The 26,858-nt window shown below is 41.0% G+C and carries 27 protein-coding genes and 2 pseudogenes; 24 read left to right on the top strand and 5 right to left on the bottom strand.

The genetic code is table 11. The features are described from left to right. The first annotated feature begins 7 nt into the window (after positions 1–7). From JMN17_RS19780 to JMN17_RS19695, 18 genes and pseudogenes are all read left to right on the top strand, one after another. Complete coding sequence (locus JMN17_RS19780; RefSeq protein ID WP_087991806.1) at positions 8–2,626, top strand: DUF2309 domain-containing protein; 2,619 nt, start codon at positions 8–10, stop codon at positions 2,624–2,626. Positions 2,627–2,687: 61 nt separating this feature from the next. After that, entirely contained in the window at positions 2,688–3,215 is a 528-nt protein-coding gene (locus JMN17_RS19775) for a carbonic anhydrase (RefSeq protein WP_202329089.1), read from the top strand. Positions 3,216–3,272: 57 nt separating this feature from the next. Beyond that, entirely contained in the window at positions 3,273–3,563 is a 291-nt protein-coding gene (locus tag JMN17_RS19770) for a DUF6407 family protein (protein ID WP_087991766.1), read from the top strand. 52 nt (positions 3,564–3,615) lie between these two features. Continuing rightward, positions 3,616–3,978: a DUF2294 domain-containing protein gene (locus JMN17_RS19765; RefSeq protein ID WP_202329087.1), complete on the top strand. Its 363-nt coding sequence runs from the start codon at positions 3,616–3,618 to the stop codon at positions 3,976–3,978. 488 nt (positions 3,979–4,466) lie between these two features. Next, complete coding sequence (locus tag JMN17_RS19760) at positions 4,467–4,769, top strand: ArsR/SmtB family transcription factor (RefSeq protein WP_003234907.1); 303 nt, start codon at positions 4,467–4,469, stop codon at positions 4,767–4,769. 124 nt (positions 4,770–4,893) lie between these two features. Next, complete coding sequence (locus tag JMN17_RS19755) at positions 4,894–6,066, top strand: MFS transporter (protein WP_087991768.1); 1,173 nt, start codon at positions 4,894–4,896, stop codon at positions 6,064–6,066. Positions 6,067–6,183: 117 nt separating this feature from the next. Then, a pseudogene (locus JMN17_RS19750) lies at positions 6,184–6,569 on the top strand (glutamine--fructose-6-phosphate transaminase (isomerizing)); the annotation flags it as partial. 307 nt (positions 6,570–6,876) lie between these two features. Then, entirely contained in the window at positions 6,877–7,044 is a 168-nt protein-coding gene (gene skfA, locus JMN17_RS19745) for a sporulation killing factor (protein ID WP_019257315.1), read from the top strand. 66 nt (positions 7,045–7,110) lie between these two features. Further along, positions 7,111–8,346, top strand: coding sequence for a sporulation killing factor system radical SAM maturase (gene skfB, locus JMN17_RS19740; RefSeq protein ID WP_087991769.1), 1,236 nt, complete (start codon positions 7,111–7,113; stop codon positions 8,344–8,346). After that, positions 8,339–9,829, top strand: a complete 1,491-nt coding sequence (locus JMN17_RS19735; RefSeq protein ID WP_087991770.1) for a CPBP family intramembrane glutamic endopeptidase — start codon at positions 8,339–8,341, stop codon at positions 9,827–9,829. Before skfB ends, JMN17_RS19735 begins: the two co-directional genes overlap by 8 nt. Positions 9,830–9,847: 18 nt before the next feature. Continuing rightward, entirely contained in the window at positions 9,848–10,570 is a 723-nt protein-coding gene (locus JMN17_RS19730) for an ABC transporter ATP-binding protein (RefSeq protein ID WP_087991771.1), read from the top strand. Further along, the gene (skfF, locus tag JMN17_RS19725; protein ID WP_087991772.1) at positions 10,563–11,978 is read left to right on the top strand and encodes a sporulation killing factor system integral membrane protein; all 1,416 of its coding nucleotides are present in this window, start codon (positions 10,563–10,565) and stop codon (positions 11,976–11,978) included. Before JMN17_RS19730 ends, skfF begins: the two co-directional genes overlap by 8 nt. Before the next feature lie 45 nt (positions 11,979–12,023). Then, positions 12,024–12,539 (top strand): sporulation killing factor biosynthesis/export protein SkfG, encoded by a 516-nt coding sequence (gene skfG / locus JMN17_RS19720; RefSeq protein WP_087991773.1) that lies wholly within the window; start codon positions 12,024–12,026, stop codon positions 12,537–12,539. A gap of 4 nt (positions 12,540–12,543) precedes the next feature. Beyond that, on the top strand, positions 12,544–12,969 hold the full coding sequence (locus JMN17_RS19715) for a TlpA family protein disulfide reductase (protein ID WP_087991774.1): 426 nt from the start codon (positions 12,544–12,546) through the stop codon (positions 12,967–12,969). A gap of 248 nt (positions 12,970–13,217) precedes the next feature. After that, entirely contained in the window at positions 13,218–14,195 is a 978-nt protein-coding gene (locus JMN17_RS19710; RefSeq protein ID WP_087991775.1) for an alpha/beta fold hydrolase, read from the top strand. Position 14,196: 1 nt separating this feature from the next. Next, positions 14,197–14,868: a two-component system response regulator YbdJ gene (gene ybdJ / locus JMN17_RS19705; RefSeq protein ID WP_087991776.1), complete on the top strand. Its 672-nt coding sequence runs from the start codon at positions 14,197–14,199 to the stop codon at positions 14,866–14,868. Further along, entirely contained in the window at positions 14,865–15,851 is a 987-nt protein-coding gene (locus JMN17_RS19700; RefSeq protein WP_202329085.1) for a sensor histidine kinase, read from the top strand. The genes ybdJ and JMN17_RS19700 overlap by 4 nt, the downstream gene beginning before the upstream one ends. Positions 15,852–15,920: 69 nt before the next feature. Continuing rightward, a complete protein-coding gene (locus JMN17_RS19695; RefSeq protein ID WP_176365283.1) occupies positions 15,921–16,106 on the top strand; it encodes a hypothetical protein in 186 nt (61 codons plus the stop codon). Here the strand turns inward: JMN17_RS19695 and JMN17_RS19690 are convergent. Beyond that, complete coding sequence (locus tag JMN17_RS19690; protein ID WP_202329083.1) at positions 16,103–16,918, bottom strand: serine/threonine protein kinase; 816 nt, start codon at positions 16,916–16,918, stop codon at positions 16,103–16,105. The two genes, JMN17_RS19695 and JMN17_RS19690, sit on opposite strands and share 4 nt — an antisense overlap. A gap of 123 nt (positions 16,919–17,041) precedes the next feature. After that, positions 17,042–17,899: a hypothetical protein gene (locus JMN17_RS19685; protein WP_202329075.1), complete on the bottom strand. Its 858-nt coding sequence runs from the start codon at positions 17,897–17,899 to the stop codon at positions 17,042–17,044. A gap of 132 nt (positions 17,900–18,031) precedes the next feature. Here JMN17_RS19685 and JMN17_RS19680 point away from each other — a divergent pair, with 132 nt between their 5' ends. The 4 genes from JMN17_RS19680 to JMN17_RS19665 all read left to right on the top strand — a co-directional run bounded on the left by JMN17_RS19680 (position 18,032) and on the right by JMN17_RS19665 (position 21,455). Continuing rightward, the gene (locus JMN17_RS19680; protein WP_087991778.1) at positions 18,032–19,216 is read left to right on the top strand and encodes a DUF4885 domain-containing protein; all 1,185 of its coding nucleotides are present in this window, start codon (positions 18,032–18,034) and stop codon (positions 19,214–19,216) included. 284 nt (positions 19,217–19,500) lie between these two features. Next, entirely contained in the window at positions 19,501–20,889 is a 1,389-nt protein-coding gene (locus JMN17_RS19675) for an amino acid permease (RefSeq protein WP_087991779.1), read from the top strand. Positions 20,890–20,999: 110 nt separating this feature from the next. Continuing rightward, positions 21,000–21,248, top strand: coding sequence for a sigma-G-dependent sporulation-specific acid-soluble spore protein CsgA (gene csgA / locus JMN17_RS19670; RefSeq protein WP_003241413.1), 249 nt, complete (start codon positions 21,000–21,002; stop codon positions 21,246–21,248). 15 nt (positions 21,249–21,263) lie between these two features. Next, positions 21,264–21,455, top strand: coding sequence for a DUF5370 family protein (locus JMN17_RS19665; protein ID WP_202329073.1), 192 nt, complete (start codon positions 21,264–21,266; stop codon positions 21,453–21,455). 29 nt (positions 21,456–21,484) lie between these two features. On the opposite strand, the pseudogene JMN17_RS19660 reads toward JMN17_RS19665, so the two are convergent. Then, positions 21,485–22,258 (bottom strand): annotated as a pseudogene (locus tag JMN17_RS19660) (penicillin-binding transpeptidase domain-containing protein). Between the two features lie 61 nt (positions 22,259–22,319). On the opposite strand from JMN17_RS19660, the gene JMN17_RS19655 reads away from it, so the two are divergent. Further along, positions 22,320–23,573 (top strand): cytochrome P450, encoded by a 1,254-nt coding sequence (locus tag JMN17_RS19655; RefSeq protein ID WP_087991781.1) that lies wholly within the window; start codon positions 22,320–22,322, stop codon positions 23,571–23,573. Positions 23,574–23,613: 40 nt separating this feature from the next. Here the strand turns inward: JMN17_RS19655 and JMN17_RS19650 are convergent, their stop codons facing one another. Further along, the gene (locus tag JMN17_RS19650) at positions 23,614–23,874 is read right to left on the bottom strand and encodes a hypothetical protein (RefSeq protein WP_087991782.1); all 261 of its coding nucleotides are present in this window, start codon (positions 23,872–23,874) and stop codon (positions 23,614–23,616) included. Positions 23,875–24,224: 350 nt separating this feature from the next. Here JMN17_RS19650 and JMN17_RS19645 point away from each other — a divergent pair, with 350 nt between their 5' ends. Then, positions 24,225–25,853, top strand: a complete 1,629-nt coding sequence (locus JMN17_RS19645; RefSeq protein WP_176365284.1) for a Na/Pi cotransporter family protein — start codon at positions 24,225–24,227, stop codon at positions 25,851–25,853. Positions 25,854–25,869: 16 nt separating this feature from the next. Here JMN17_RS19645 and JMN17_RS19640 read toward each other — a convergent pair whose 3' ends face one another. After that, positions 25,870–26,769: a glycerophosphodiester phosphodiesterase gene (locus tag JMN17_RS19640; RefSeq protein ID WP_087991784.1), complete on the bottom strand. Its 900-nt coding sequence runs from the start codon at positions 26,767–26,769 to the stop codon at positions 25,870–25,872. Positions 26,770–26,858: the final 89 nt, after the last annotated feature.

The raw sequence follows: 26,858 nt of genomic DNA, 5'->3' as shown, positions 1-26,858 counted from the left end.
ATCAATGATGGGCATTACATCTGTATTAACGAAAGAAAATGTAAAAAACAAAGATGTAGATCTTGATGTTCAAGAAAGTGATATTCACGTTTTAATTGAATCTGCCAGCCGAGTGATTGCGCCGCTTTGGCCTATTTCTACCTTTGCTGCACGCAATCCGTGGATGGGTCTCGAAAACCAACCTTTTGATCAGGTTGCAAGCTGGTTGAAAAATACCCGTGATGTTGATATATACCCTAGTGCGTCTTTGATCCATTCAGCAAAGAATAAAGGTGAGATTGATGAAGATTTTGTGGAAATGGGGCTGCAGAGTTGGTTGGATTCACATTCCTTTACTATCCCGCGGGACGCGGCAGAACGATTTTGTCGTGCTGGATTAAAATTAGATCCACTGCCTTCCGACCTTTTATCATCGCATAAGCTGGAGAAATTGGTGAATGAATGTAGTGGATTGGATCGTATCGAGAATATTTTTATGCAGCCAATAAGTTCATATATAGAGAATCAAGATGGTGAAAGGTTAATCAATATACTAGATCATCATGTCATTAAGTGGTGTAAATTATATCTTGATGACTCTCAAGCAGGTTGGACAATGCCCAATCGTGATGAAGGTTTTTATCGTTCTTGGCAGCATCTGATTCAATATGATCCAGCACTTAGTAAAAAGCAGCGTGAAAGATTAAAAGGCTGGCCGCAAGAAGCACACTTGGCTTTACAAGAAGTATTATTCGCACTAGAAATCCCCGAATCAGAAATCCAGAGCTATCTTGAAGGTCATTTACTTTCCTTACCTGGATGGGCAGGGATGATGCTTTGGCGCTCCCAACAATCGAGCCATGAACATGCACTTCTAACAGAATATTTAGCAGTTCGAATATTGATGGAGCGTGCCTTTGTAAAGCCTTATTTACCTTTGGCTAATCAACGACCTGAGAAAAAAATGTCGATTACGCCCCTTTTAGCAGCTTGGATCCATTGGGGGGACCTTGCAATAGAGGAATGGTCACAGATGTCGGCCGATGAACAAAACGAATATTTATCATTTGCCTACAGCTTTGATGAGAACCTTCGCAGGAAACTTTGGTTAGAAGCTTGGGAACAAACACACACAGATCGATTAAGTCAGAAGATCATCTCGAAACAACACGAAACCAACGGTAAAACATCGGCGTTAGCTCAATTAGCATTCTGCATCGATGTCCGATCAGAACCTTTTCGCCGTCAACTAGAAAAAGAAGGCCCGTTTGAAACGATTGGTATTGCCGGTTTCTTCGGGGTGCCGATTGCAACTTGTGAACTTGGCAGTAAACACAGTCATGCCTCCTTGCCGGTCATACTAAAACCGCAACATAAAATAAAAGAGTTCGTAGATGATGATGTACTTGAAAAATACAACCAACGCAAAAAGGCAGTTTATTCCGTAAGCCATACATTTAAAACGATGAAACAGAATGTGCTTACGAGCTTACTTCTGCCTGAGCTAAGTGGACCTTGGCTAAGTCTGCAAATGGTAGCGCGTAGCTTTGTACCAAGAAAAGCAGATCGTTTCATTCGTAATCTCCGTGAGACTTGGTTACGCAAACCTGATACAAAACTCTCGCTTCATCATGTTTATGACACAGAGGCAGAGATACCTGTTGGTTTTTCTGAAGAAGAAAGAGTGAACTTTGCTCGCCAAGCTCTAAAAATGATGGGGTTAACTGAGAATTTCGCACCATTAGTCGTGATTTGCGGGCATGGCAGTCAAAGCGCCAATAATCCTTATGCAGCAGCTCTTGACTGTGGTGCTTGCGGTGGAGCTGCCGGCGGATTCAATGCAAGAGTTTTAGCTGCTTTATGTAATCTTTCAGAGGTAAGAGAAGTTCTTTTAACTGAAGGAATTAAAATCCCTGAGGATACCGTTTTCGCAGCCGCTGAGCATAAAACAACAGTGGATGAATTACATTGGATTTATGTTCCTGAACTTTCCGAAGCTGCACAAGAAGCATTTGATCGTATCGAAGCTGTTATGCCGAAAGTGAGCCATAATGCAAATGCAGAACGTCTAGCCCAATTACCGAATTTCCAAAAGGAACTTAAAAATCCGAAGGCTGAGGCACACCGATTTGCGGAAGATTGGAGTGAGATACGTCCGGAATGGGGACTAGCTCGTAATGCCGCTTTTATCATCGGCCAACGTGAACTAACTAAGGATTGTGATTTGGAAGGAAGAGCCTTCCTTCATAATTATGAATGGAATCAGGATGAAAGCGGTGAACTCCTAGCAAATATTATTGCAGGGCCTGGAACTGTGGCCCAATGGATTAATTTACAATATTACGCATCAACGGTCGCACCTCATTATTATGGCAGCGGAAATAAGGCAACTCAAACCGTTACTGCAGGTCTCGGAGTTATGCAGGGGAATGCAAGTGACTTGTTAGCCGGACTGCCTTGGCAATCCGTCATGCAATCAGATCAAGAGGTTTATCATTCTCCTCTTCGTTTGCTGGTTGTCATCCAAGCTCCTAGAGATTATGTAGAACGGTTATTAAATAATGATTCAGTATTTCGAGAAAAAGTTCAAAATGGATGGATTCGACTGGCTAGTGTTGATCCAGATGGACGCTGGGAAAACTGGTAACTATTCATATGGATTCGTTACTCAATACAAAAATGATAAACATAAAGAAGAGGTGTGCTGTATGAATGTAAATAAAAAAGTATTATTTTTGACGGACATTGAAAACGGCTTGGAGCCTATTTTACAAGAAGTGACTAACACTCCAGCGGAAAATATGCTGACGATACAAAGCTATGGTGCCGCTATCTCACATCCCTATGGAGAAATCATGAGGTCTGTTATCATTGCAATTTATCAGGAAGATGTTGAGGAGGTTTTTGTTGTAGGCACAAAAGATAAGAGGACTTCCCCAGGCAATGTACGAACTCAACTTGAAACAATGAAAGATAAAATACAAACATTGGATTATCTTTTTCAAAATTGCAAGCCTGAATTTTTTGGTGGTACGGTCGATGAATGGCTAGATGGAAATGAAAATAGTATTGTCGCTATTGAAAAAAGCGTTGAAATCATTCGCCATCATCCACTAGTGCCGTCAGATGTTAAAGTTAGAGGTTTAATCGTTAATCCAAAGGATGGAACATCTTCAATTGTGGATGCTCCTGCTGCTAAAACAGGTCAAGCCTCACCTGATCATTGCTTGTCATGATGAAACGGAAGGAATTAACCTCTAAGCACTGAAAAAAGCAGTTTTAAGGAGAAAGTTATGGCCGCGAATTTAACTGATTTTGTAACGAAAACAATAGAGGAAATGAGTCCGTTTGATCGTGAAAATATAGAATGTATGAAAAAAGTAATGAGAAAAGCAATTGATTTTTATCATTTGAAATCTTATGAAGAAGTTGAGGAAACCCACTTAGGAAGCGTTCGATTTTTGCATGTACACTCTATTATTGAAGAAAATATGTTATCCAAAATGATCGTCGTCATAAGAAACGGTAAAACTGATTTGGATATTGAAGATGTATATGCAGGACATGTTGTAAGAGAATATTAATCAGACGAAATAACGAATATGCCAATTTTTTTGCTCAGGAGATGTTTTATAAATGAAAAAATCGAAAGGTTCTTTTGAATCAGAGATCAGTAAGTCAATTACGCAATGGGAAAAGGATTATCTTGGGCGTGGGTCTGTATCTGTTAAGACCGATATCTTGCGGGACATGATCATTGTTAATTTAAAAGGAATTTTAACACCAGCTGAATATGCAGTTTGTGGATCAAAAGAGGGTATGTTATCTATCAAACAAACTCGCTCGGAGTTAGTTGAATCAGGTATAGAAGAACTTAAGGATATTATCCTGACGATAACCGGAGAAGAAGTGACAAGTTTTCATACTGATTTAAGCTCTCGGACAGGTGAACGAGTGATGGTGTTTAAATTATTTAATGATCTTGAGAAGAATCTTTGATGTAAAGAATTAAAATGTTTTATTAAACAATCTATTCATGCCTAAGTGGAGGGCTGAAGCATTCAAGGTTGTCATATTTTACTTTTTTAAACACGATGGAAGTTATGATAAATTGAACATAATCAGCTGCCGCTTCTTTTGACTTACAGTTATGCCATCATTAATGATTTTTCATTCATAATCTAAGCGGACGCAAAGAGATATCAATTTATAGCACACTGTCTAGTTATTCCTGAAGACTCAATGGTTTCATTTCGAAAGATCTAACATCCGCTTTTGTTACGAGCGGATGTTTTTTTACATCAATCTAAATAATGAATTTGATGCTAGTGGATTGATCACTTGATCGATATTAAACTCATTTTAACTGGAAGTCATGAAAACATGCTTCGGAACTGAAATAAGTTTTCAAATTTTTAATGTCTAAAAAGAAGTCAGTCGCCAAAAAACGAATTGACATATCGGAATATAACGATATAATAATTGGTATGGAACCAATTGAAGTATTCAAAGCCTTATCAAATGAATCAAGGCTGCAAATTTTACAATGGCTGAAGGAGCCTGATCGTCATTTTGCACCCCATGAAGGGATTGATATGAACACAATCGGGGTATGTGTCAGTCAAATAACAGACAAATTGAAAATGACGCAATCGACGGCTTCTCAATATCTTACCATCCTTTTAAGAGCCGGCCTGATTAAGGCGGAACGAATCGGAAAGTACACGTATTACAAAAGAGATGAAGAAGCCATTGGGAAACTTGCTGACTTTCTTAAAACAGAGATATAAAAATAAACATCAAAGGATGTTTATTTTTACACTATACATATCGACATATTACGATGTGTTTATTTTTTATAATAACATATCGATATTTCGTGATATGTTTATTAATGATTAAGGAGTGAATGCTATGTCTAATACTTGGAAAATTTATATTTTAGCCATTGTCAGCTTTTTAGTTGGAACCTCAGAGTACATCATTTCGGGAATTTTGGATCAAATTGCTCATACTCTCGGGATCACTTTGGCTGCCGCGGGCCAGCTTATTACGATCTTTTCACTTGTATATGCTCTTTCCACACCCGTACTTATGGCATTGACAGCAAGTATGGATAGACGCAGGTTGATGATGTATGCCCTCGGTTTGTTTGTGTTTGGCAATGTCCTGGCTTTTGTACTGCCTGGTTATGGATGGTTTATTGCTGCTCGGATCATTATGGCGATGGGAGCAGGTGTGGTTGTTGTCACCGCATTAACGATTGCCGCTAAGATTGCATCGGAAGGGAAGCAAGGTAGTGCCATCGCTACTGTTGTTATGGGATTTACCGCCTCTTTAATCATAGGTGTTCCGCTTGGAAGAATGATAGCAGTAGCATTAGGCTGGAAGTCTGTATTCGGTGCAATTGCTTTGTTGGGATTGATCGCAATGGCCGTTATATTCTTTACTCTTCCGCATACTGAAGGGGATAAGCCTGTACCTTTGCTTCAACAGCTTTCTCTTTTCAAAAAACGGAAAGTGGCGATAGGATTATCAATCACTTTCTTCTGGCTCGGGGGATACTCTGTTGCTTATACCTATCTGTCACCGTATCTCTTGAACATTTCAGGAATAAGCGGCAAGTTGCTTAGCGGTGTTTTGCTTATATTTGGAGTTGCCAGTTTAGTTGGATCGAAATTTGGGGGATTAAGCACCGACAAATGGGGAGTGTCTTTTACACTTGTTGGCGGAATGACATTGCATATCGTCGCACTGATTCTGCTGTCATTTGTCACTCATTCCTATATCGGAGTGTTGGTGATTCTCATATTATGGTCGTTTGCCGCATGGTCCACCGGTCCGACACAGCAATTTCATCTGGCTACAATAGAACCGGAAATGTCAGGTGTTTTGCTCAGCATGAATCAGTCCATGATGCAACTCGCCATGGCAGTCGGCGCAGGGATAGGGGGAGTTTTTGTAGAAAACGTATCATTGGCCTCGATTACCTGGATTGGTGCATCAGGGGTTATGATTGCAATTATGGCATCATTGCTGATTTTTAATTCACAACCGAAACAGGCGCTAAAAGATATCAATCAATAATCTACTGCTTTGTTTGGTTCATTTCGAAAGATCTAACATCCGCTTGTAAATACAAGCGGGTGTTTTTTACAAGTTGTTCAAAGTCCGTTCGTCCATAAGCCTTCCAAGGGCCGACATCGTTCTGTATGTGTCGAAGGCGCACTGAAGCTGAAAGAGATATTTTAAAGTTTTGCCGGCGGAGAGCTGAAGCACAGCACGATTGCCTTGATCGAACAAGGTATACCAGTATTCGCACTGGCAACACAAAGAGCATGTAAACCTATACATCCGAGGAAACGTTAAGGAAGTTGCCACTCGCGGAACAACACTTGCATCATCTCACTGAATGGACTAGACGGTGCGGATAATAGATTCGTACTGCCGGAAGTAAACGCAGCGCTTGCTCGTGTTGGTTTTTGTTGTTCCTTGTAGCTGACGTTTACTATGCTACACTGCATCACGGCTGTGATGTTGATAAGCCGCGTAACCTTGCGAAGAGTGTTACTGTGGAGAAAAATGTTTAACCCCTTTGGTTATCTTAGCCAAAGGGGTTTTAGTATGAATATTTTATTTAAATTAGAGGAGAATTCATTTAACTAAAGTCATTGCTTTATATAATCACTAAAATTTATTTGGAATAATCTCTTGATTTAATTTCCTCGCAGAGATTGTTTGAGATTAAGATGATCCACTTATATCTATTTAATGTAATTTTTAGGATAATATACAAAATTCCCCTTACTTCGACAATTGCAATCTGGTATTATCGTATCGCATGGAAGCTATGTCTATAGACTCTATGCAAAATTGAATTGAGAGGAGGTTTTACTTATGAAAAGAAACCAAAAAGAATGGGAATCTGTGAGTAAAAAAGGTCTTATAAAGCCAGGGGGTACTTCGATTGTAAAGGCTGCCGGCTGTATGGGCTGCTGGGCCTCGAAGAGTATTGCTATGACACGTGTTTGTGCACTTCCGCATCCTGCTATGAGAGCAATTTAACATTTGAGAATAGGGAGTTGAGCATATATGCTTATACTCCTTATTTTCTCTTGAGGGGGATTTTATATGTCAAATGATCGGGTTAAGGATATCGATTTACCAGAGTTAGCGGTTCATTTACAGCCTCATGGTGCAGTAATGGTTGATAGAAAAAGTATGTTTTATTTTAGACTCAGTGGACGTGGAGCACAGTTGGCGTTTCTTTTATCAAAAAACAAAAACCTCCACAAAACGGCACGTATTTGGGAAATTGTACAGAAAGAAGAGATGAGTGCTGAACAATTAAAAGATGAGCTTAGTGCCCATCCCTTTACAGAGGCTTGGACGCAAGGGCTGTTAGATCAGCCTTTACATGTTTCAGGTTCGTTAGATTCATATTTACCTATTAGTTGTACTCTGCAGTTGACAAATGCATGTAATTTAAGCTGTTCTTTTTGTTATGCCAGCTCAGGAAAACCATATCCGCAGGAACTATATAGTGAACAATGGATTTTGGTTATGCAAAAGCTAGCAGCCCATGGAGTTTCTGATATTACACTGACCGGAGGTGAAGCGAAGCTAATTAAAGGGTTTAAAGAATTAGTCGTTGCTGCAAGTTCGCTATTTACCAATGTAAATGTATTTAGTAATGGATTGAATTGGCGAGATGATGAAGTTGAATTACTCAGTCACTTAGGGAATGTTTCTGTACAGATTAGTATTGATGGTATGGATGATACTCATGACCGATTAAGAGGCAGAAAAGGCGGTTTTAAAGAAAGTATGAATACCATCAAAAAATTATCAGAAGCAAACATTCCAGTGATTGTTGCTATGACTATCAATGAGTCTAATGCCGGTGAAGTATCTGATGTGGTGGAGCGATGTGCCAATGCGGGTGCTTTTATCTTTCGTGCAGGAAAAACGTTATCTGTCGGACGAGCGACAGAAGGTTTTAGGGCTTTGGCTGTTGATTTTGAAGAGCTGGTTAAAAATCAGCTTAGGGAAGCCCGTGTCCGATGGGGAGACTGCCTGAACATCATTGACTGGGAGCATGAAGAGAGTTCTTTCACAACAGATTTTTGTACGCCTGGATATCTTGCCTGGTACATTAGAGCAGATGGATATGTAACTCCCTGCCAATTAGAGGATTTGCCACTAGGACATATCTTAGAAGATAGCATGGCAGACATTGGTTCACCTGATCGTTTGTTTCAATTAAAATGTGATGCTAAAAATTGCAAATGTATTGGGAAAATTGAGCTTTCAGAACCGGACTTGCCTTTTCAAAAAGAAGTCAAGGTAGGGATGAGGAATGAATAGTCTATCGGTGGTATTTTGGGTTATTTTGGCAGTTGTTGGATTGCTGTTATTTATTAAATTTAAGCCTCCAACAATTGCTTCACTGCTCTTAAGCAAAGATGAGGCAAAGGAAATAAGTATACAATTTATAAAAGAGTTTGTTGGGATGGATGTGGAAAACTGGGATTTTTATTCGGTATATTGGTATGACCATGATACAGTGAATAAACTTCATCACTTAGGCATACTTAAGAAAAATAGAAAGGTTTTATATGATGTCGGGTTGGTCGAATCATGGAGAGTCCGTTTCGTTCACCAAAATCAATCATTTGTAGTTGGTGTCAATGCCAATCGAGAAATCACTTTTTTTTATGCGGACGTTCCCAAAAAGTCCCTCTCAGGGAAGTTTGAACAAGTTTCTCCAGAGGCACTCAAGCAGAGGTTAATGGTTTCGCCTGATGGACTTTGGTCTAGAGTAAATATGACTGGTACTGGTAAAAAAGAAGAAGATTTTAGCGAGGTCAGTACTTATTGGTACATAGCGGAAGCTGGAGATATTCGACTAAAGGTGACAGTTGAATTACAGGGTGGGCGAATTTCTTATATTGGGACTGAACAAGAAATACTAACTGATCAAATGAGTAAAGTCATTCGAGATGAACAAGTGGAGTCGACATTCGGAGTATCTGGTATGTTGGGTTCAGCTATAGCGATGGTAGTTGCCATTCTCATACTTGTATTTATGGATGTGCAAACAAGTATAATCACTAGCCTTGTTCTAGGTTTGTTGATTATAATATGCCAGTCGTTGACACTAAAAGAAGACATCCAATTGACAATTGTGAATGCTTATGATGCAAGGATGAGTGTCAAAACGGTCAGCTTGTTAGGTGTTTTGTCTACACTTCTTACAGGATTATTAACAGGGTTTGTAGTATTTATATGTTCAATGGCAGGAAATGCGCTTGCTGGTGAATTAGGATGGAAAACGTTTGAACAACCAATGATTCAGATTTTCTACGGAATAGGAGCGGGGCTCATTAGTTTGGGAGTGACTTCTCTACTGTTTAACATATTAGAGAAAAAGCATTATTTAAGTATATCTCCTGAGCTTTCTAACCGAACCGTCTTTCTATCAGGTTTTACTTTTAGACAAGGATTGAATATGAGCATACAAAGTTCAGTCGGAGAGGAGGTCATCTATCGGTTGCTAATGATTTCAGTCATTTGGTGGTTGAGTGGAAATATCATTATTTCCATTATTGTATCGTCCTTTTTATGGGCGATTATGCACCAAGTAACTGGATATGATCCAAGGTGGATACGTTGGCTACATCTATTTATATTCGGTTGCTTTTTGGGAGTTCTATTTATCAAATTTGGTTTTATATGTGTATTAGCAGCTCATTTCATTCATAATTTAGTGCTCGTCTGTATGCCGCTGTGGCAATTTAAACTTCAGAAACATATGCATCACGAAAAACCAAAGTATACTTCATTCTAATGATTAGGAGAAGATTTGATGCAATTGATGCAAGTACAAGATTTAAGAAAGTGCTATCGAAATGGTGATGGGATTGAACATTTGTCTTTCTCAATAAAGCGAGGAGAAATTGTGGCGCTATTAGGGCCAAATGGAGCTGGAAAAACAACGACAATTCGATGTTTGACGGGGCTTTACAAGCCAGATAAAGGCAACATTCTCATTGATGGTTCTCCTCCGGGCCATGTAACTGTTCAAAAAAAAGTAGCGCTCATTCCGGATCAGCCTTACCTGTATCCGACATTAACAGCTGCTGAACATATTCAGTTCAGGGCAAGAGGATTTCATCAAGGTAAAAAGGGTTTAAAAGAACGGGTTTATTATGCATTGAAGGAAGTACACTTGGAGGAGAAAGCAAATGAATTGTGTGGTCAGCTGTCAAGAGGCCAGAAGCAGCGGGTTGTCTTAGCAGGGGCAATAGTTCAAGATGCTTTGCTTTATATATTGGATGAGCCGACTGTAGGTCTCGATATTCCATCAAAACAGTGGCTCTCAAACTGGTTAAAAGCCAAGACAGATCAAGGCTGTGCAGCATTTGTGTCAACTCATAGTCTTGAATTTGTATTAGAAACAGCAGACAGGGTGTTATTAATTCGAGATGGTGAACTTATGAAGAGTTTGTCTGTTCCTCAATTCAAAGAGGAACAATCGGAATGGAGAAAAGAAGTGATTCGTCTTCTAGGGGAATGGTCAGATGAATAATATCATGTCTTTTTTATGGCTTCAGTCAAAAAGGCGTTTTGTAAATCAAGGTCAGGAAAAAAAGATGCCTTTTTTGATCATGCTCCTTTTTGTTGGGGCCATCGGATTTCAAGTAAGTTTCGTTTCAAGATCTGCGATATGGGATATGAATCTTACTGGTTGGGTGCTTACAGGTGTTTTTATCCTTTATACGGCATTTGGACTTTTCTCCAATCGATTGCCAAGTCAGATGGCCGATATCATGTGGCTGTATTGCACTCCTGCTTCATTTTCAAAAGTTGTGTATAGTGTTTTAATTTTCAGCGTCACTTGGAAGGCGTTGCTTTGGATCATCTCGGCCATATTCGGTGATGTATTGATTGTACTTCTGTCCGGTAAGCATATCAATTTAATAGGCAGATCTATAATTTTTGTAGGGCTCTTTTTTATCGCTGAAGTGTGGTTGATGTCTGTCTCATGTGCTAGAACAGTGAAGAAAATGAAAAGAGTATACATTTCAGTCTTTCTTCTAATGCTGGGTATTTATTCCATGTGTCTTTTTCAACTCTACTTTCTACAACATTCATCTGGGCTGTGGGAGGGTATTGGTCGTTTTATTAGTGGCGTAGGTGTAGTGTTTGAGGCATTGTCGCCGTTGTATGTGGCTGTATTTATTGGAATCATTGCAGTTTCTTTTATAACAATTTCTTTTACGAGCAGTCTGGTAGAAATGAAGGAATCGTTGGTAAAGGAGGCTGAATTCTGGGAGGAGTTTCAAGAACGTCAATTTGGTTCAGGGCAAATTATGCAGAAACCAAGGAAGACTTGGTGGGGACTGCAAGGTCTAAATGGTATTTGGTCATTTCTGTGGTTGGAACTGTTGCTTATGAAAAAACATTTATTTTTTCATAGCATCCATACCTTCACGCTGGGCTGCGTCTTTTATGTCGTCATTTTTATATATCCAGAATGGTTTTATCTTCTTTTCTTTCTCGTCGTCTCGGCAGTCATGTTGAGTTCCTATTATTCAGGAATAGTCAGGCATTCGCAATCAGGCGCCCTTTATTTATTCCCTGGAGCCCTTTGGGGAAAAATCATTATTCTAGAGCTAATGAATACAGTCTGGTTGTTTATTCTTTACTGTATTTCTATTGCTTTCATGGCAGTTGAGAATTTAGTTTATTGGTATATATATGGCTTAGGGATATATATATGGTTCATGACAATAAGACTGTTTACTTTTAACAATACAAGTCGAAACGATTTTAAGCTTTCATTGCCTCAATACTACAAGTCATTTTTTATGGCATTAGGGCTTAGCGGCATTTGTTTGTATGTTATTCATTTATTGACTGCTGGCTGGTATACATTAGTGGTGGTTGTCTGTGTAGGGAGCCTTTGTTGGTGCATGCTTAATCGTTTCAGATAGTGGATGTGTAGAATTATTGTTTTAAACGAGGAGAGGGGCTCTATTATGAAATCAAATGGTGATGAATTGTCGCTGTCTGTTCAGAATTTAGCGAAAACAAATGAGATCACAATTGTTCAAGCGATAGGGGAGCTAAAGAAATCAGGAAAAGATGCGATACCTGTTTTGGTTGAGGCCTTAAAAGAGGAAGGATCTTTACGTAATATTGCTGCGGCTGTTTTAGGTGAGTTTGGGGAAGACGCGAGTGAAGCAGCGAAGGAGCTATCATGTTTATTAAAAAGTCATGCCGAAGATACAAGAATGGCAGCGGCCATTTCACTCATGAGAATCGGGAAGCCCAGTCTGCCCTTTGTCATCAAAATTGCTCAAGAAAGTGAAGGACAATCGTGCTTTTGGGCATCTTGGTGTATCGCATGGATCGATCCTTCTTACATTGAACCGAAGATGTATGAATGTCTAAAACGCGAGCATGAACACCCTTCAGGAATGGTTGCTCCGTTTGCAGCTGAAGAGGCATTAGGAAAGCTGATTGCTTTTCAGCTGAAAGACAAGGAGGATTGAAAGGATGAAAGCTGAACAAATAATGAAAGAATGGCCAATTCATTTACCCTGGTTGAATCAATCACAGATTGATTTGACATGTCCAAGTGGCACATATCATCTTCTTTATTTTTGGTCAATGAGCTGTCCAAACTGTCACCAATTAACAGATAAAGTCCTTCAAGATATAAAGGATATGAATGTGAAAGTAATCGGAGTACATGTCCCTTACATAGAAGAAGAGAAATCTATGGAGGTTGTCTCGACGTATGCTCTTGATAGGGGAATAGATATTCCGATTGTATTAGACCAAAACTATGAGATTGTCACAAGTTGTCACGTACAAGGTATTCCTAGCTTTTGTCTATTAAGTCAATACGGGCAGATCGTAGCTAAAACAATGGGGGATGTTGGTTGGGGTAAGATGGTAAAAAGGATTAATGGCTTGTGAAGTTTTCCATCTTGTAAGTATGACGACAAACAGTTGAATATTACGATCAAACGATCCTTCCTATAAGCAGGAAGGTTTTTTTATGATGAACTATTTGCTATTAGTGGGTAAATTCATGTTCTGCCATGCTCCCAATGTACACCTTTCCGTAAGGGCAAAGTCAAATGTCAAAATAAAATCTTTTCAATATTAATCAGAAATTTATTTTCATATCGTATCCTTTCCGTATCACGTGAAAGGAGCATCATATGAAAACATTATGGAAAGTCCTAAAGATCGTTTTTGGCGGCTTGGCTGCTTTGATTTTGCTTGTATCCGTCTCGGTATTTATTTATCACCATTATCAATTAAATAAGGAAGCAGCACTGATGAAAGGCAAAGGCACAGTAGTCGATGTGGATGGTAAAAAGATGAATGTCTATGAAGAGGGGAGTGGGAAGGATACGTTTGTGTTTATGTCCGGTTCGGGGATTGCTGCGCCTGTTTATGAGATGAAGGGGCTGTATAGCAAATTTTCAAAGGAAAATAAAATTGCTGTTGTAGATCGGGCTGGTTATGGATACAGTGATGTGTCTCACGATGATAGAGACATTGATACGATACTGGAACAGACGAGGGAAGCGCTTATGAAAAGCGGAAATAAGCCTCCATATATTCTAATGCCTCATTCCATATCGGGGATTGAAGCGATGTATTGGGCACAGAAATATCCTAAGGAAATAAAGGCGATAATTGCGATGGATATTGGATTGCCCCAGCAGTATGTCACGTATAAATTGAGCGGGGTTGACAGACTGAAAGTGAGAGGCTTCCATCTGTTAACGTCGATTGGTTTTCATCGGTTTATGCCTTCCGCTGTATATAATCCTGAAGTGGTTCGACAGTCATTTTTAACGGATGAAGAAAAAGAAAGCTATAAAGCGATTTCTTACAAACAATTTTTTAATGCCGATATGGAGCATGAGCTTTTAGAGTCTTACCAAAACGGCAGCAAATCTGTGAATCTGCCAGTACCTAAAGAAACTCCCATCTTCATCTTAGATGCGGTTTCTGACCAAAATAGAAATTCAAAGTATGCCATACAAAACCGAAAAGATTATGAAGCGTTTGCGGCTCAATTCAATACAGCCGATATAAAGGAACTGAGGGGAACACACAGTATTTATTTATATCAGCCAGATCAAATATATAAACTCTCCATGGAGTTTATGAGAAAGGTTCGCTAGGATGAAGGGTTATCATATTTTAATCGTTGAAGACGATGTGATGATTGGTGGTTTGCTGCAAAAGATTTTGCAGCGTGAGGGCTATCATGTGATGTGGAAAACCGATGGAGCGGATGTACTTTCGGTGATTCAGAAGGTGGATTTGGTCATTATGGATGTGATGCTGCCGGGTGAAGACGGATATCAAATGTCTGCCAAAATCAAAAAGCTGGGGCTGCGCATTCCGGTCATTTTTCTCTCGGCCCGCAATGATATGGACAGCAAGCTTCAAGGTTTGCAGGTCGGCGAGGATTATATGGTGAAGCCTTTTGATCCGAGGGAGCTGCTGTTAAGAATGCAGAATATGCTTGAGCATCATTATGGCACTTTTACGCAAATCAAACATTTATATATTGATGCAGAAACGAAAAAAGTGTTCAATGAAACTTTGCATGATGAGGTGCTGTTTACGGCAATTGAGCGGAAAATTTTCTTTTATTTATATGAAAATAGGGACAGCACCCTGACAAAGGAACATTTCTTTGAATATCTGTGGCAGCTCGAAGACAGAAACCCGAATATCGTCAATGTGCACATTAAAAAAATCAGAGCTAAAATCAATGATCAAGCGGGTGAGATTATTGAAAATATATATGGAGAAGGGTATCGGCTGAATACCGTTGTGAAGAAATGAAGCTCAAGACAAAATATCAGTTGTTACTATGTACCGCCGTCATTAGTGTTCCGGTGCTATTGCTGGCGGTTAGCATTTTGATGTCGGTCATTTATGACAGCATGTTTAAACCGATGAATCATGGTATGCCTTTTCACAGGTCTTTTGCGTATCCGGCAATGCTCATTGTATTTTTATTATCACTCTTATTGTTAGCTTTTTTATTTTCAAAGTCGATTCATTCTCTGCTGCATAAAATCAATCTATTGAATCAAACCATTCGGCACCTGGCGAGTGATCAAAAGGTGCCTGATAAAATAGAAGTGAAACGCGCTGATGAAATCGGGGAACTGATTAAGTCGGTTAATTTGTTAATTGAACGGACGACATACCGTGAACTGGAACTGAGGCAGCAGGAAGAAGTGAAAAAGGAACTTTTGCAAAAACTGCGTCATGACATGAATACACCTTTAACCGCTCTCAGGCTGCAGTTATTTTATTTGGAGGGCCAATGTGATGATCAGGCCGTATTTGAATCATTGTATCAGCAAATCCACTATATCGCGGAATTAACCAATGAATTCAATCTATATTCCGCTGAGACGTTGGAAAGTTCTTATATCGTAAATGAAGAAGTCCGTATAAATGAGCTGTTAGAAACAGCGGTGAAAAAATGGGATTATTTGTATAGTATGAATGGGATTGGGCTGCACTATAAGCCGGCAGATCAAGATGTACTATGGATGAGCAACGGGTTATGGTTGCAAAGGCTGTTTGATAATATTTTTCAAAACACGTTAAAGCATTCAAAAGCTGAAAAAATAGAAGTCACGATTGAACATGGGACTGTTTCTATTTGTGATGACGGCATTGGATTTGATCGTAATCAGAACAGTGAGGGGCTTGGGTTAAAGATTATTGATGATATATGCAGGCTGCTGTCGATTACTTATGAGCTGCAGACAAATGAGAATGGAACGGGGTTCTTGTTTTCGAAAGAGTGACCCCCGCTGATGTTTTCTTTCTCCTATAAACTCTATATAATAGGCAGAAAGAAATGAGGTGATCAGCATATGTTTAAAAAAATCATTAAAACAATCAAGCACCTCTCAAGCAGTTCTAGCGGCCGATATCGCAGACATCGGCATTACAGCAGCAGCCGGCGCAGGCACTACAGCAGCAGCTCAGGTAAAAGAAGACACTACGACCGCTATGGCGGCAGTCATCGTTACAAACGCCGGAGCTACAGCAGCAGTTAATCCAAAAAAGTTCTTGTTCCGCTTTTGGGACAAGGGTTTTTTTGTGTGGCCGATTGAATGGCACGGTTTAGGTCTTCACGGATGGAAGCGGTGTGCTGATACTCTTCATCAATGCCCAATAATTTTTTCAGCAGCAGGGTTACTTCTTTTGTCAGCGTTAATTCCTCCAGCCAAGTGGCGTTTTTCTTCTTTTTTCCTTTATATTGAGAGTACAGCAGGAATAACAGTGTTTCTCCGAGATCAAAAAAGTCATCCTGTTTCCTCACTTTTATTTCCTCCGTTTCTTCAGTAGTCAATTGCTTTGCAAGGCCGAAATCGATGAGGCAGAGCCTGCCATTATTGATGATGATATTAGGCGTTCTGATGTCGCTGTGAAAAATCAGGTGATCATGCAGGTATTCTACAATCTCAAGCAACTGCGAAATCAGCAGTAACGCCATAAGCTCTGTAAATGGCTGTTTTCGAAAAAATAATAATTCTTCTATATTATCTCCTTCAATGAACTGCATGGCATAATAAGCCTGTCCGTCTATGATGAAATCTTCTATGAAGGCTGGGATTTGCGGGTGGTGAATGCTTTTGATCAGCTTCATTTCCTGCTGGAAGCGGACTCTTTCTTTTTCCTTTTTCGCTTTTGTCGGCCGCAGCTGTTTTAAGACATAAGGTGTTTGCGTATGGAGATCCGTGCACAAATAAACCAAGCCATAGCCGCCCATGCCGAGGCATTCTTCAATTTTGTATCGGTTGTTCAGGATAACGCCGTCCTTTAGAGGGCGGTCAAATAACAGTTTTTTCAGCTGTTTTAATGCCATGTCTGCACTTCCCTTGGTTGTACTGATTTTAGTTTATCAAAACAATGGCATTTTGGGCTAAGTAAAGGGGAGCTTAGCATAAAAAAGAGCCGGCCCATGGAACTTGAACCAGCTCTGTATGAATTAAAACTGTTTTGTGACATCGTATTCATAATCTATTTTTGCTTTGACATTACTCATCGTCGATCTAGCAGTCGCTAATGTATTGTATTTAAAACTCCATACTTTTGCGACACTGAGTTGATCTGACAAAGAGATATCATAAGACCCTGATGTTGAGCTATTCACAAGGGCACGGCGCCATTCGTTGTTTTCGCTCGTCATGATCATATGGCGTGTATTTCCCTGGCTTGGTGTTTGAGTGGCGGTTGTTTGTACTCTAGTTACAATGGCATCGCGCGGTATTCCGGATTGGTTTGTTAAATCAACCTTGATCACGCTGGAGTCAGAACCTGAGGGGCTAAGGGCTGTATTTCCTTTATTATCGGCAACACCGCTGAATGAGAACGTTCCGCTGCCGGATTTGATCCGATTTTCAATTGAAAGTGTAAAATACATGTTCCCGGTATAAGTGCCGCGTGACACTTTGACATAGAAGGTATCCGTGGTGTTTTGGGCGTCAGCATTGGCATAAATAAAAGAAGAGAAAGTATTGGGGTTAATGACTTCTGTGCCTTGCGAAACAGGAACTCTGTTCTTATCGTAAATTTCGATTTTCATCCCTGTGTACGCGTTCTGGTATGTACTTCTTACGTATACTTTTTCTCCCTTATAAGCTGTAAAGGTAAAATAGGCTTCATCTTTTCCGGCTTCCAGTATCGTTGTATCGATATTCTTATATTTCCAATAACCGATTGGCGCTGCGGTATCAAATGAATTGTTTCCTGTAATAGCAGTGACTCCGGCGGCTGATGCCGAATGCGTAAAGGTGAAGAAGACAGACAGCATAATAGCGAATGGAATGAGCCATTTTTTCGTCATGTAAACAACCTCCTTTTATTTCCATCATACATAATAACGCTTCGGGTGTAAATAAATGTTTTTTGAGGTTAATATATACATTGGTATTGCCGATAAAAAAGACTAAGAGAGAATTGTTCAGGGGGGAATCCAATGCGTCTGAATCGGCAATTTATCCGCACACAGCTGATGGTACAGAACATATTGAAACAGGATCCGGCTGCCAAGCGCGAGAATACGTCTGAAAATACAGCGGCGGTGCTGGAAAAGGCATACAGCAGGCTTGAGTCACGATCTTCCAATAAGGGAATCAATCAGTTCAATTATTCTAAAACCAGTGTGGCTGGAAACAGCGGAACGTTCAGCAAAGTGTATCAATCAGCAAATGATCGAACAGTGAGGGACACAGGGGAAGAAACAGTGATTCAATCCAATAACCCCTATGAATCTGAGAGTGATATCAGAATCAAAATACTGGATGAAAAATACAGCAGGATAAATGCGATTAACAAAACAAAGTCTGATCCATTAGGCTATATTAAGGATAAATATCAAAATTCAAAGTCGCCTTATTTCAGAAGTGATCTGTCAGCTGCGGAAAGACAGGCTGCTTACGATAATGAAACAGAGTGGCTATTCAAAGGGAAGGCGCAAAACTATAACCTGCAGGATGCTGTGTTTCGCAATGTCACGTTTCATGGGGAAGTGGAAGCTGAGAATGAAAAGGTGTATCAGCGGAGCCAGGTCAACCAGCAGCTGCTAGTGCTGTTGAATCGAAACGATATTCACATTCCGGAGGGGACAGAGCTGACGTTTACGATTACGCCGATTGACTATAAGGTACAGGTGAGCGGGACGAAAGATGAGGCACTCATAAAGCAAATTGAGCAAGCGCTGCAAGCTGGAGACAACAGCAAAGAGCTATTTTTACATATCATGAAAAGCCAAAGTATTGACTCGACACAATATTCCGAAGAGGCATATCAAAAGTATCAAGCTGCTCGTGAGATGTACGACGTCACAGGCTATCAGTTGAGGGATTTAGAAGTGATCGACGGGCGGTACGTAACACCTGATGGACGTGACTTATTAGACGTATATAAAGAAGAGCTTGAAAAAGATCCTGTACAAAAACAAACGGCTTCCTATGCTATATCTCACTATCGTTCGGAGCTCAGTAAAATGGCGGAAGCCGGGTATGATGCCATTCCGGATTTCATTCTATCAATTGATTACAGCAATGGATCTCTTAGAGATGTGGGGCAAAGCAAGAGCTACGGCACCGGAGATACCGAGTGGCTTGAAACATTAAAACGTCTAACTGGCGTGACTTATTAGAAAGCTGTTCATTGTGAACAGCTTATTTTTTATGAGAATTTTAGGGATAATAACATTCAAACAATTTAATTATATTTATATAAAAGATTTTAAATGAAGTGTAGATGAAAAACTCTGACTAAAGGTGTTTACCTGAAAAAAACAATTGTATTTTCCAGAGAAATTTATTATGATGAAATAAGTAATTTTGGAGATTATATAACAATATTAAGTTTGAATTTTCAGATTGTTATAATTGATTGTTGAGAAAGATGTCGAGTATTTTGTTAAGAGGAGGAAGAGGAGTGGCAAATCAAGAATTAAAGAGGGGCTTGGGCGCGCGTCATATTCAGATGATCGCCTTGGGAGGTACGATTGGTGTTGGCTTGTTTATGGGTTCTGCCAGCACGATTTCATGGACTGGTCCGTCTGTCCTTTTGGCTTATGCAATATGCGGAATTTTTATCTTTTTTATCATGCGTGCGATGGGTGAAATGCTGTATGTCGAGCCGAGCACGGGTTCTTTCGCGACATTCGGCCATAACTATATTCATCCGCTGGCAGGTTATATGACAGCCTGGAGCAACTGGTTCCAGTGGGTTATCGTCGGCATGTCAGAAATTATCGCTGTCGGTTCGTATATGAAATATTGGTTCCCGGATTTGCCTGCTTGGATACCTGGTATCGTGGCAATGGTGATTCTCGGGGCGGCGAACTTAATTTCTGTTAAGTCGTTTGGTGAGTTTGAGTTTTGGTTTGCGATGATTAAAATCGTGACGATTATCTTGATGATTATTGCCGGAATCGGGATCATTTTCTTCGGATTTGGCAACGGCGGAGATGCGATCGGATTGTCGAACCTGTGGTCTCACGGAGGATTCTTTACTAACGGCTTCTCTGGCTTCTTCTTTGCGCTGTCTCTCGTTATTGCGGCCTATCAAGGGGTTGAGCTGATCGGGATTACAGCCGGTGAAGCGAAAGACCCGAAAAACACGCTAAGAAGTGCGATTCAAAGTATTATCTGGCGTATTTTGATTTTCTATATTGGCGCTATCTTTGTGATCGTGACAGTGTATCCTTGGGATGAGCTCAATTCACTTGGAAGTCCGTTCGTGTCTACGTTCGCGAAAATCGGAGTTACGGCAGCGGCCGGCATTATTAACTTTGTCGTGATTACAGCGGCAATGTCGGGCTGTAACAGCGGTATTTTCAGTGCAGGACGCATGCTCTATACACTTGGGGTAAATGGACAAGCACCGAAATTCTTTACGAAGATTTCACGCAATGGGGTGCCGCTCTACGGCACAATTGCTGTAATGATCGGTTTGGCTGTCGGTGTTGTGCTGAACTATATCGCGCCGCCGAAGGTTTTTGTGTATGTGTACAGCGCAAGCGTGCTGCCTGGTATGATTCCTTGGTTTGTCATCTTGATCAGCCACATCGGATTCAGAAAAGCGAAGGGCGCTGCTTTAGATAAACATCCATTCAAAATGCCGTTTGCACCTTTCACAAACTATGTGACGATTGCTTTCTTGCTGATGGTTCTGGTCGGCATGTGGTTTAACGATGATACTCGTATTTCTCTGGTTGTAGGCGTGATTTTCTTAGCGCTTGTGGTCATTAGTTATTATGGGTTTGGGATTGGCAAACGTACGCAGGCGAATGTGACAAAAAGCGATCAAGCGGTTGAATAACATGGAAAAGAGACATTCACGGATGTCTCTTTTTTTATTTTTGGCGTATGGATTTTTCCTATTTTAGCAAGCTATAGGATAAAGATAGCGGAAGGAAAGGTGTTCATAAAATGGATGTTACACTCGGTTATTTGCGTGAATCACTTTCGAACCATCTTGAAAATGAAGTCTGCCAGCGGATTTGCAAGAAGATGCTGGCGAAGCGGTATGTGAATGAAGAGGAATTTGTAAAAGACTTAGATGACAATGAAATGTCTTTTTTGAATCATGTGTTAGAAAAAGAAATTAAGTATGCCCAGAATGAACAGGATCAAAAACGGGCCAAGGAATTAAACGAGGTGTATGAATTACTGCTTTGAAAGGCGGGGTAAGAAATGGGAGCAATTGAACGAAGCGGATATACATTTCAGCCGGAGTTTAGCGTCGTCCGTCAAAATGGAGCCATCCATGTGTATCATCACGGCGAATTTGTGGAAGAAATTGAATTTGAATTTAACGGGGAATTTCCCGATCATGATTTGATTGAAGAGCTTGTGAATCATTATTGTTTTGAGCATGAGATTTAGAGCCTTGCCTATTTGCAGGGCTCTTTCATTTATGATGTGATCAGGCCATGCTTCACTGTGATGTTTTTAGCTTTTGTGCCGGAATCAAACATTGGTGCAAAAATACATGAGCCATGCTCTATGTTGATGAATCCGATAAAACAGCCTAACCCCATATCTGTCAGGCGGGTGCAGGTTTTCCCGTAGAACGTGTAATGATCGCCTTCTTCTTGAATCATCATGCGCATAACTGTTTTCATCACTGATTGATCAAATGGAAGCGCCACTTTTTAAAAGCTTCTCCAAAAAGGCTTCTTGTTCTAGCGGAGAAATTGTCAAAGAGCTTTGCAGCCCAAATTGCGTTGTCGTAAGACAATGTATGAAGCCATGTTTTCATTCTTTCCTCGCCGATGTCTCTCGCTAATCCTGATAATATCAGACTGCGGATTCGCGCATGGCCGAGCCAAGCGTATGGTCTCGGTTCCATGATTCAAATTCACGATTGACCCCGTCCCGCCGTTTGACATCGTATTCATCCCGAACAGTTTTTACCTGCAAATTGATTAAGGGTTCATGACTTTAAAGGTGGACTGCGGAGTTTTGGTCTTTTGTTTGACCGTTCTCTGTTGCAGACAAATGTCTGATCCTTTTGCATATCGTGCAGGATGAAGGTTCCATCCGTATCATTAAATTCGTCATCGACATTCAGAGAAAGCTGTGTGGATGGAAAAGCTGCCGATTCCTGCAATGCGCAAAGCAAGTACAACTTTTTGCTTTTCTTCGTTATAAATAAAGAAAAAATGCTTAGAAGCAAATACTGTCATTGGGTTTATCATCGTGAGATAACGTGAAAAAAGAGGGTAAAAAAGAAGGTAGGGTTGCGGGATGAATGAGCAGATTCCACATGACAAAAGCCTCGATAACAGTCTGGCTTTGGTGCGGGAAGGATATTTGTTTGTAAAGAATAGAAAAGAGCATTACCAATCGGATTTGTTTCAGGCGCGTTTGCTTGGAAAAACATTTATTTGTATGAGCGGCGCGGAGGCCGCGAAGGTATTTTACGATACGGAGCGATTTCAGCGGCAGGGTGCTCTCCCGAAACGTGTGCAGAAATCCCTGTTTGGCGTTCATGCAATCCAGACAATGGATGGTGAAGCTCATCTTCATCGGAAGCTGCTTTTTCTGTCATTAATGACACCGCCGAATCAAAAGCGTTTGACTGAGCTGATGACAGAGGAATGGGAAGCGGCAGTCACGAGATGGGAGAAGGCAGATCAGGTTGTGTTATTTGAAGAAGCAAAAGAAATCTTATGCCGGGTAGCGTGCTATTGGGCAGGTGTTCCGCTGAAAGAAACAGAAGTCAAAGAGAGAGCTGATGATTTCATTGATATGGTCGACGCGTTCGGTGCGGTGGGGCCGCGTCATTGGAAGGGACGAAGAGCAAGGCCGCGTGCTGAAGAGTGGATTGAAAGAATGATTGAAGATGTTCGTGCCGGCTTGCTGAAAACATCTGCCGGAACAGCGCTGCATGAAATGGCGTTTCACACACAAGAAGATGGAAGCCAGCTGGATTCCCGGATGGCAGCCATTGAGCTGATGAATGTACTGCGGCCTATCATCGCTATTTCTTATTTTCTTGTGTTTTCAGCTTTGGCGCTTCACGAGCATTCTGCGTATAAGAAATGGCTGGGTTCTGGAAGCAGCCGGGAAAGAGAAATGTTTGTGCAGGAGGTCCGCAGATATTATCCGTTCGCACCGTTTTTAGGAGCGCTTGTTAAAAAGGATTTTGTATGGAATAACTGTGAGTTTAAGAAGGGGACATCTGTATTGCTTGATGTATATGGAACGAATCACGATCCCCGCTTATGGGATCATCCTGATGTATTTCGGCCTGAACGATTTGAGGATCGTCAGGAAAATCCGTTTGATTTGATTCCTCAAGGCGGAGGTGACGCGGAGAAAGGGCATCGCTGTCCGGGGGAAGGGATAACAATTGAAGTCATGAAAGCAAGCTTGGATTTTCTCGTGAATAAGGTAGAATACGACGTTCCGGTACAATCGCTGCATTACAGTCTTGCCAGGATGCCGTCATTGCCTGAAAGTGGATTTGTGATGAGCGGGGTCAGACGAAAAGGGTAAATTTAAAAGCTCTCTTCCTTTATCGAAGAGAGCTTTTAGATTACTTCTTTTTTTCATCGTAATATTGGACGGGATACATGGAGCCTTCGGATACCATTTTGTTATCCTCGATATCTTGCGGGTGCGGGTGGCCGGCTTTATCGACTGGGAACTTCTCCATTTCAGGCTGTTTTGTCATTTTCATTTTCATGCTGTGAATGAATTCTTTTGCTTTTTGGCGATTTGACGGGTCCTTTAATAGATAAGAAGTGATGCCGACAGTTGAAACAGCGAGACCTGAAAGTAACAGCTTTTGTTTCATGGTGATACTCCTTTCTATAATTGAAGAGTAGTGTTTCCTGTATCATTCCCGTTCTCATTATTGCTAAACCTTGCTCAGGAGAACTGTAAAGCGGATGTCGTTTCTGTATACGGAAAGCTGGAAAGGGAAAGAATAATTGCCATGATAAAACCTTGTGATGATGTAAGAATTTTGTAGTCGATTGGTCATGTTCATCGGCGAAATATTACACGAATGTAAACGTTAAATAGGACCATAAGGCTGATTGTTAAGTTATTGTAAATTCAGCGGTTGTTTTATTTACAACCAATTGAACTTGAAACATAATCGAAGTGAGTTTGCTGAATAATGTCTAAACAGAGGTGAACATGTTGGCGATTGATTTACAAACATTACTGTTCGAATTTCTCGGAGGTCTCGGTATTTTCCTGATTGGGATTAAGTTCATGGGAGAGGGACTTCAGAAATCGGCTGGAGATAGATTAAGAAATATTTTAGACCGTTTTACAAGCAATCCGCTGATGGGCGTATTGGCGGGGATCATTGTGACGGTTTTGATTCAGAGCAGTTCCGGAACCACGGTTATTACCGTAGGGCTCGTCAGTGCGGGCTTTATGACGCTTCGCCAGGCCATTGGGGTCATTATGGGGGCCAATATTGGAACGACGGTTACCGCGTTTATTATCGGAATCGACATAGGGGCCTATGCCTTGCCGATTATTGCTCTCGGCGGATTTTTACTGTTTTTCTTTAAACATAAAAATATACAAAATGCTGGCCAGATTGTGTTTGGATTCGGGGCTCTGTTTTATGGATTGGAGCTAATGAGCGGCGGCATGAAACCGCTCCGTTCACTTGAAGCGTTTCATGATTTAACGGTTAGTATGAGCACCAATCCGGTTTTAGGTGTTGTCATTGGGACATTGTTTACGGTACTCGTGCAAAGTTCCAGCGCCACGATCGGTATCCTGCAAGGTTTATTTTCAGATGGTCTGATTGATATTAACGGCGCACTTCCGGTGTTATTCGGGGATAACATCGGAACGACGATCACAGCGATTCTCGCGTCTCTAGGTGCATCTGTTGCCGCGAGACGTGCTGCGGCTACTCATGTGCTGTTTAACCTTATCGGGACAGCGATTTTCCTGATTTTGCTCAAGCCGTTTACTTCTTTGATCTTATGGTTGCAGGCTTCAATGGGGCTTGATCCCAAAATGACGATTGCCTTTGCGCACGGAATCTTTAATACGTCCAATACACTCATACAGCTTCCTTTTGTCGGGATATTGGCTTTGATCGTAACAAAACTGATTCCAGGCAAGGACTCAATGGTGGAATACAAGTCGCATCTTGATCCGATTTTTATTGAGCAATCTCCATCTATTGCTCTCGGGCAAGCAAAAGAAGAAGTTCTGCAAATGGGGAACTTTGCGGTGCAGGGGCTGGAGGTTACAAAACAGTTCTTGGTCACAAAACAGCCGAAATACGCGGCAAATGCTTACCAGTTAGAGGATGCGGTTAACAATCTTGATCGAAAAATTACTGATTATTTGATTGAGCTTTCTTCAAGCTCTCTCTCAGAGCACGAGTCTGAGGAGCATCATATGCTGATGGATACAGTCAGAGACATTGAAAGAATCGGAGATCACTTCGAAAATGTGATTGAACTGATTGAATATCAGCAGGCGCATCGTGTGGTTCTTACTGAATCTGCCATGGCGGATTTAACGAAAATGATGGATTTGACGATTTCTACTGTGAAGGCGTCTATGGATGCTCTGCACCAGAATGATGTGAAGATCGCTGATCAAGTCATTGAAAAAGAAGATGAAATTGATAAAATGGAACGGAAGCTTCGCAAAAAGCATATTATCCGTCTGAATGAAGGGCTGTGCACTGGACAAGCGGGCATTGTCTTTGTCGATATGATCAGCAACCTGGAGCGTATCGGCGATCATGCGGTCAATGTTGCAGAAGCTGTTATTGGTGAAAATCAATGAGAAAAAGCTTAGAATCCTAGGATTCTAAGCTTTTTTTGTAGTCTTTTTTCACATGCTGAAAGACATCAGGGTAATTTGTGAACACTCCTGTCACTCCCCAGTCAAGCAGGCGGCGCATATCTGCTTCCGTATTGACTGTGTAAGGATGAAGCAGGAGACCGTGGCTGCGGATCATGCGGACGTTTTCTTGATTCAAGGCTTTATAATCCGGACCCGCACCGACAGCGTATGTTTTGATTTCTTCTAGGTCAGCATCTGTCATTGACGCCATTTGTTTGGCTTCCAGCAATTGAACAGTTGGCAGGTTTGGCTGTAATTGCTTGACTTTTACCAGGCTTTCTTTGCTGAACGATTGAATGATCACTTGGCCGGGCTTAGAACGTTTGCCCAGTAATTTATGCTTCTGCAAAGAAGCGATCAGTTTTTCTTCCATACCTGGGTAGGTGTCAGGCGATTTTGTTTCGATGTAGTAGTTCGCGTGTTTTCCGAAACGGTCTAATACTTCGTCTAATGTAGGAACTTTAAGGCCGGCGTACTGCGGCTTTGCTTTTTTCGGATAGGCTTCATTAAACCAAGAACCGGCGTCAAGTTTCTTAATGTCTGCGAGTGTATGGTCTTTCACCCAGCCTGTTCCGTTTGTGGTGCGGTCCAGTTTTTCATCGTGCATGACAATCAATTTGCCGTCTTTTGTCATTTGCAGATCCAGTTCAATATAATCTGTTTTCATTTTCTGAGCGGTTTCGTAAGACAGGATCGTGTGTTCAGGCACATATCCGGAAGCCCCTCTGTGCGCGACCGTCAGGATACGGTCAGGTGACAGCAGGTTTCCTTTTGACGCTGCCGACACTGGTGTTACCATAAATGAGAGTAAGCCCAGCGACAGAAGAACCAAGGCTAGTATTCTATTTTTCCGCATGATTTCTCCTCCTTATAGATAAGCCGTACATCTGCTTTTCATATTAAAAAACAGATGTAAACAGCGTGTTGGAAAACGATTAATCTTTT

It is taken from the genome of Bacillus sp. RHFS10, from assembly GCF_016757475.1.
In the GTDB taxonomy this organism is placed as follows: Bacteria; Bacillota; Bacilli; order Bacillales; family Bacillaceae; genus Bacillus; species Bacillus subtilis_G.
Note: the sequence above shows the minus strand (reverse complement) of the source record. Positions and strands in the feature narration are given on the sequence as shown.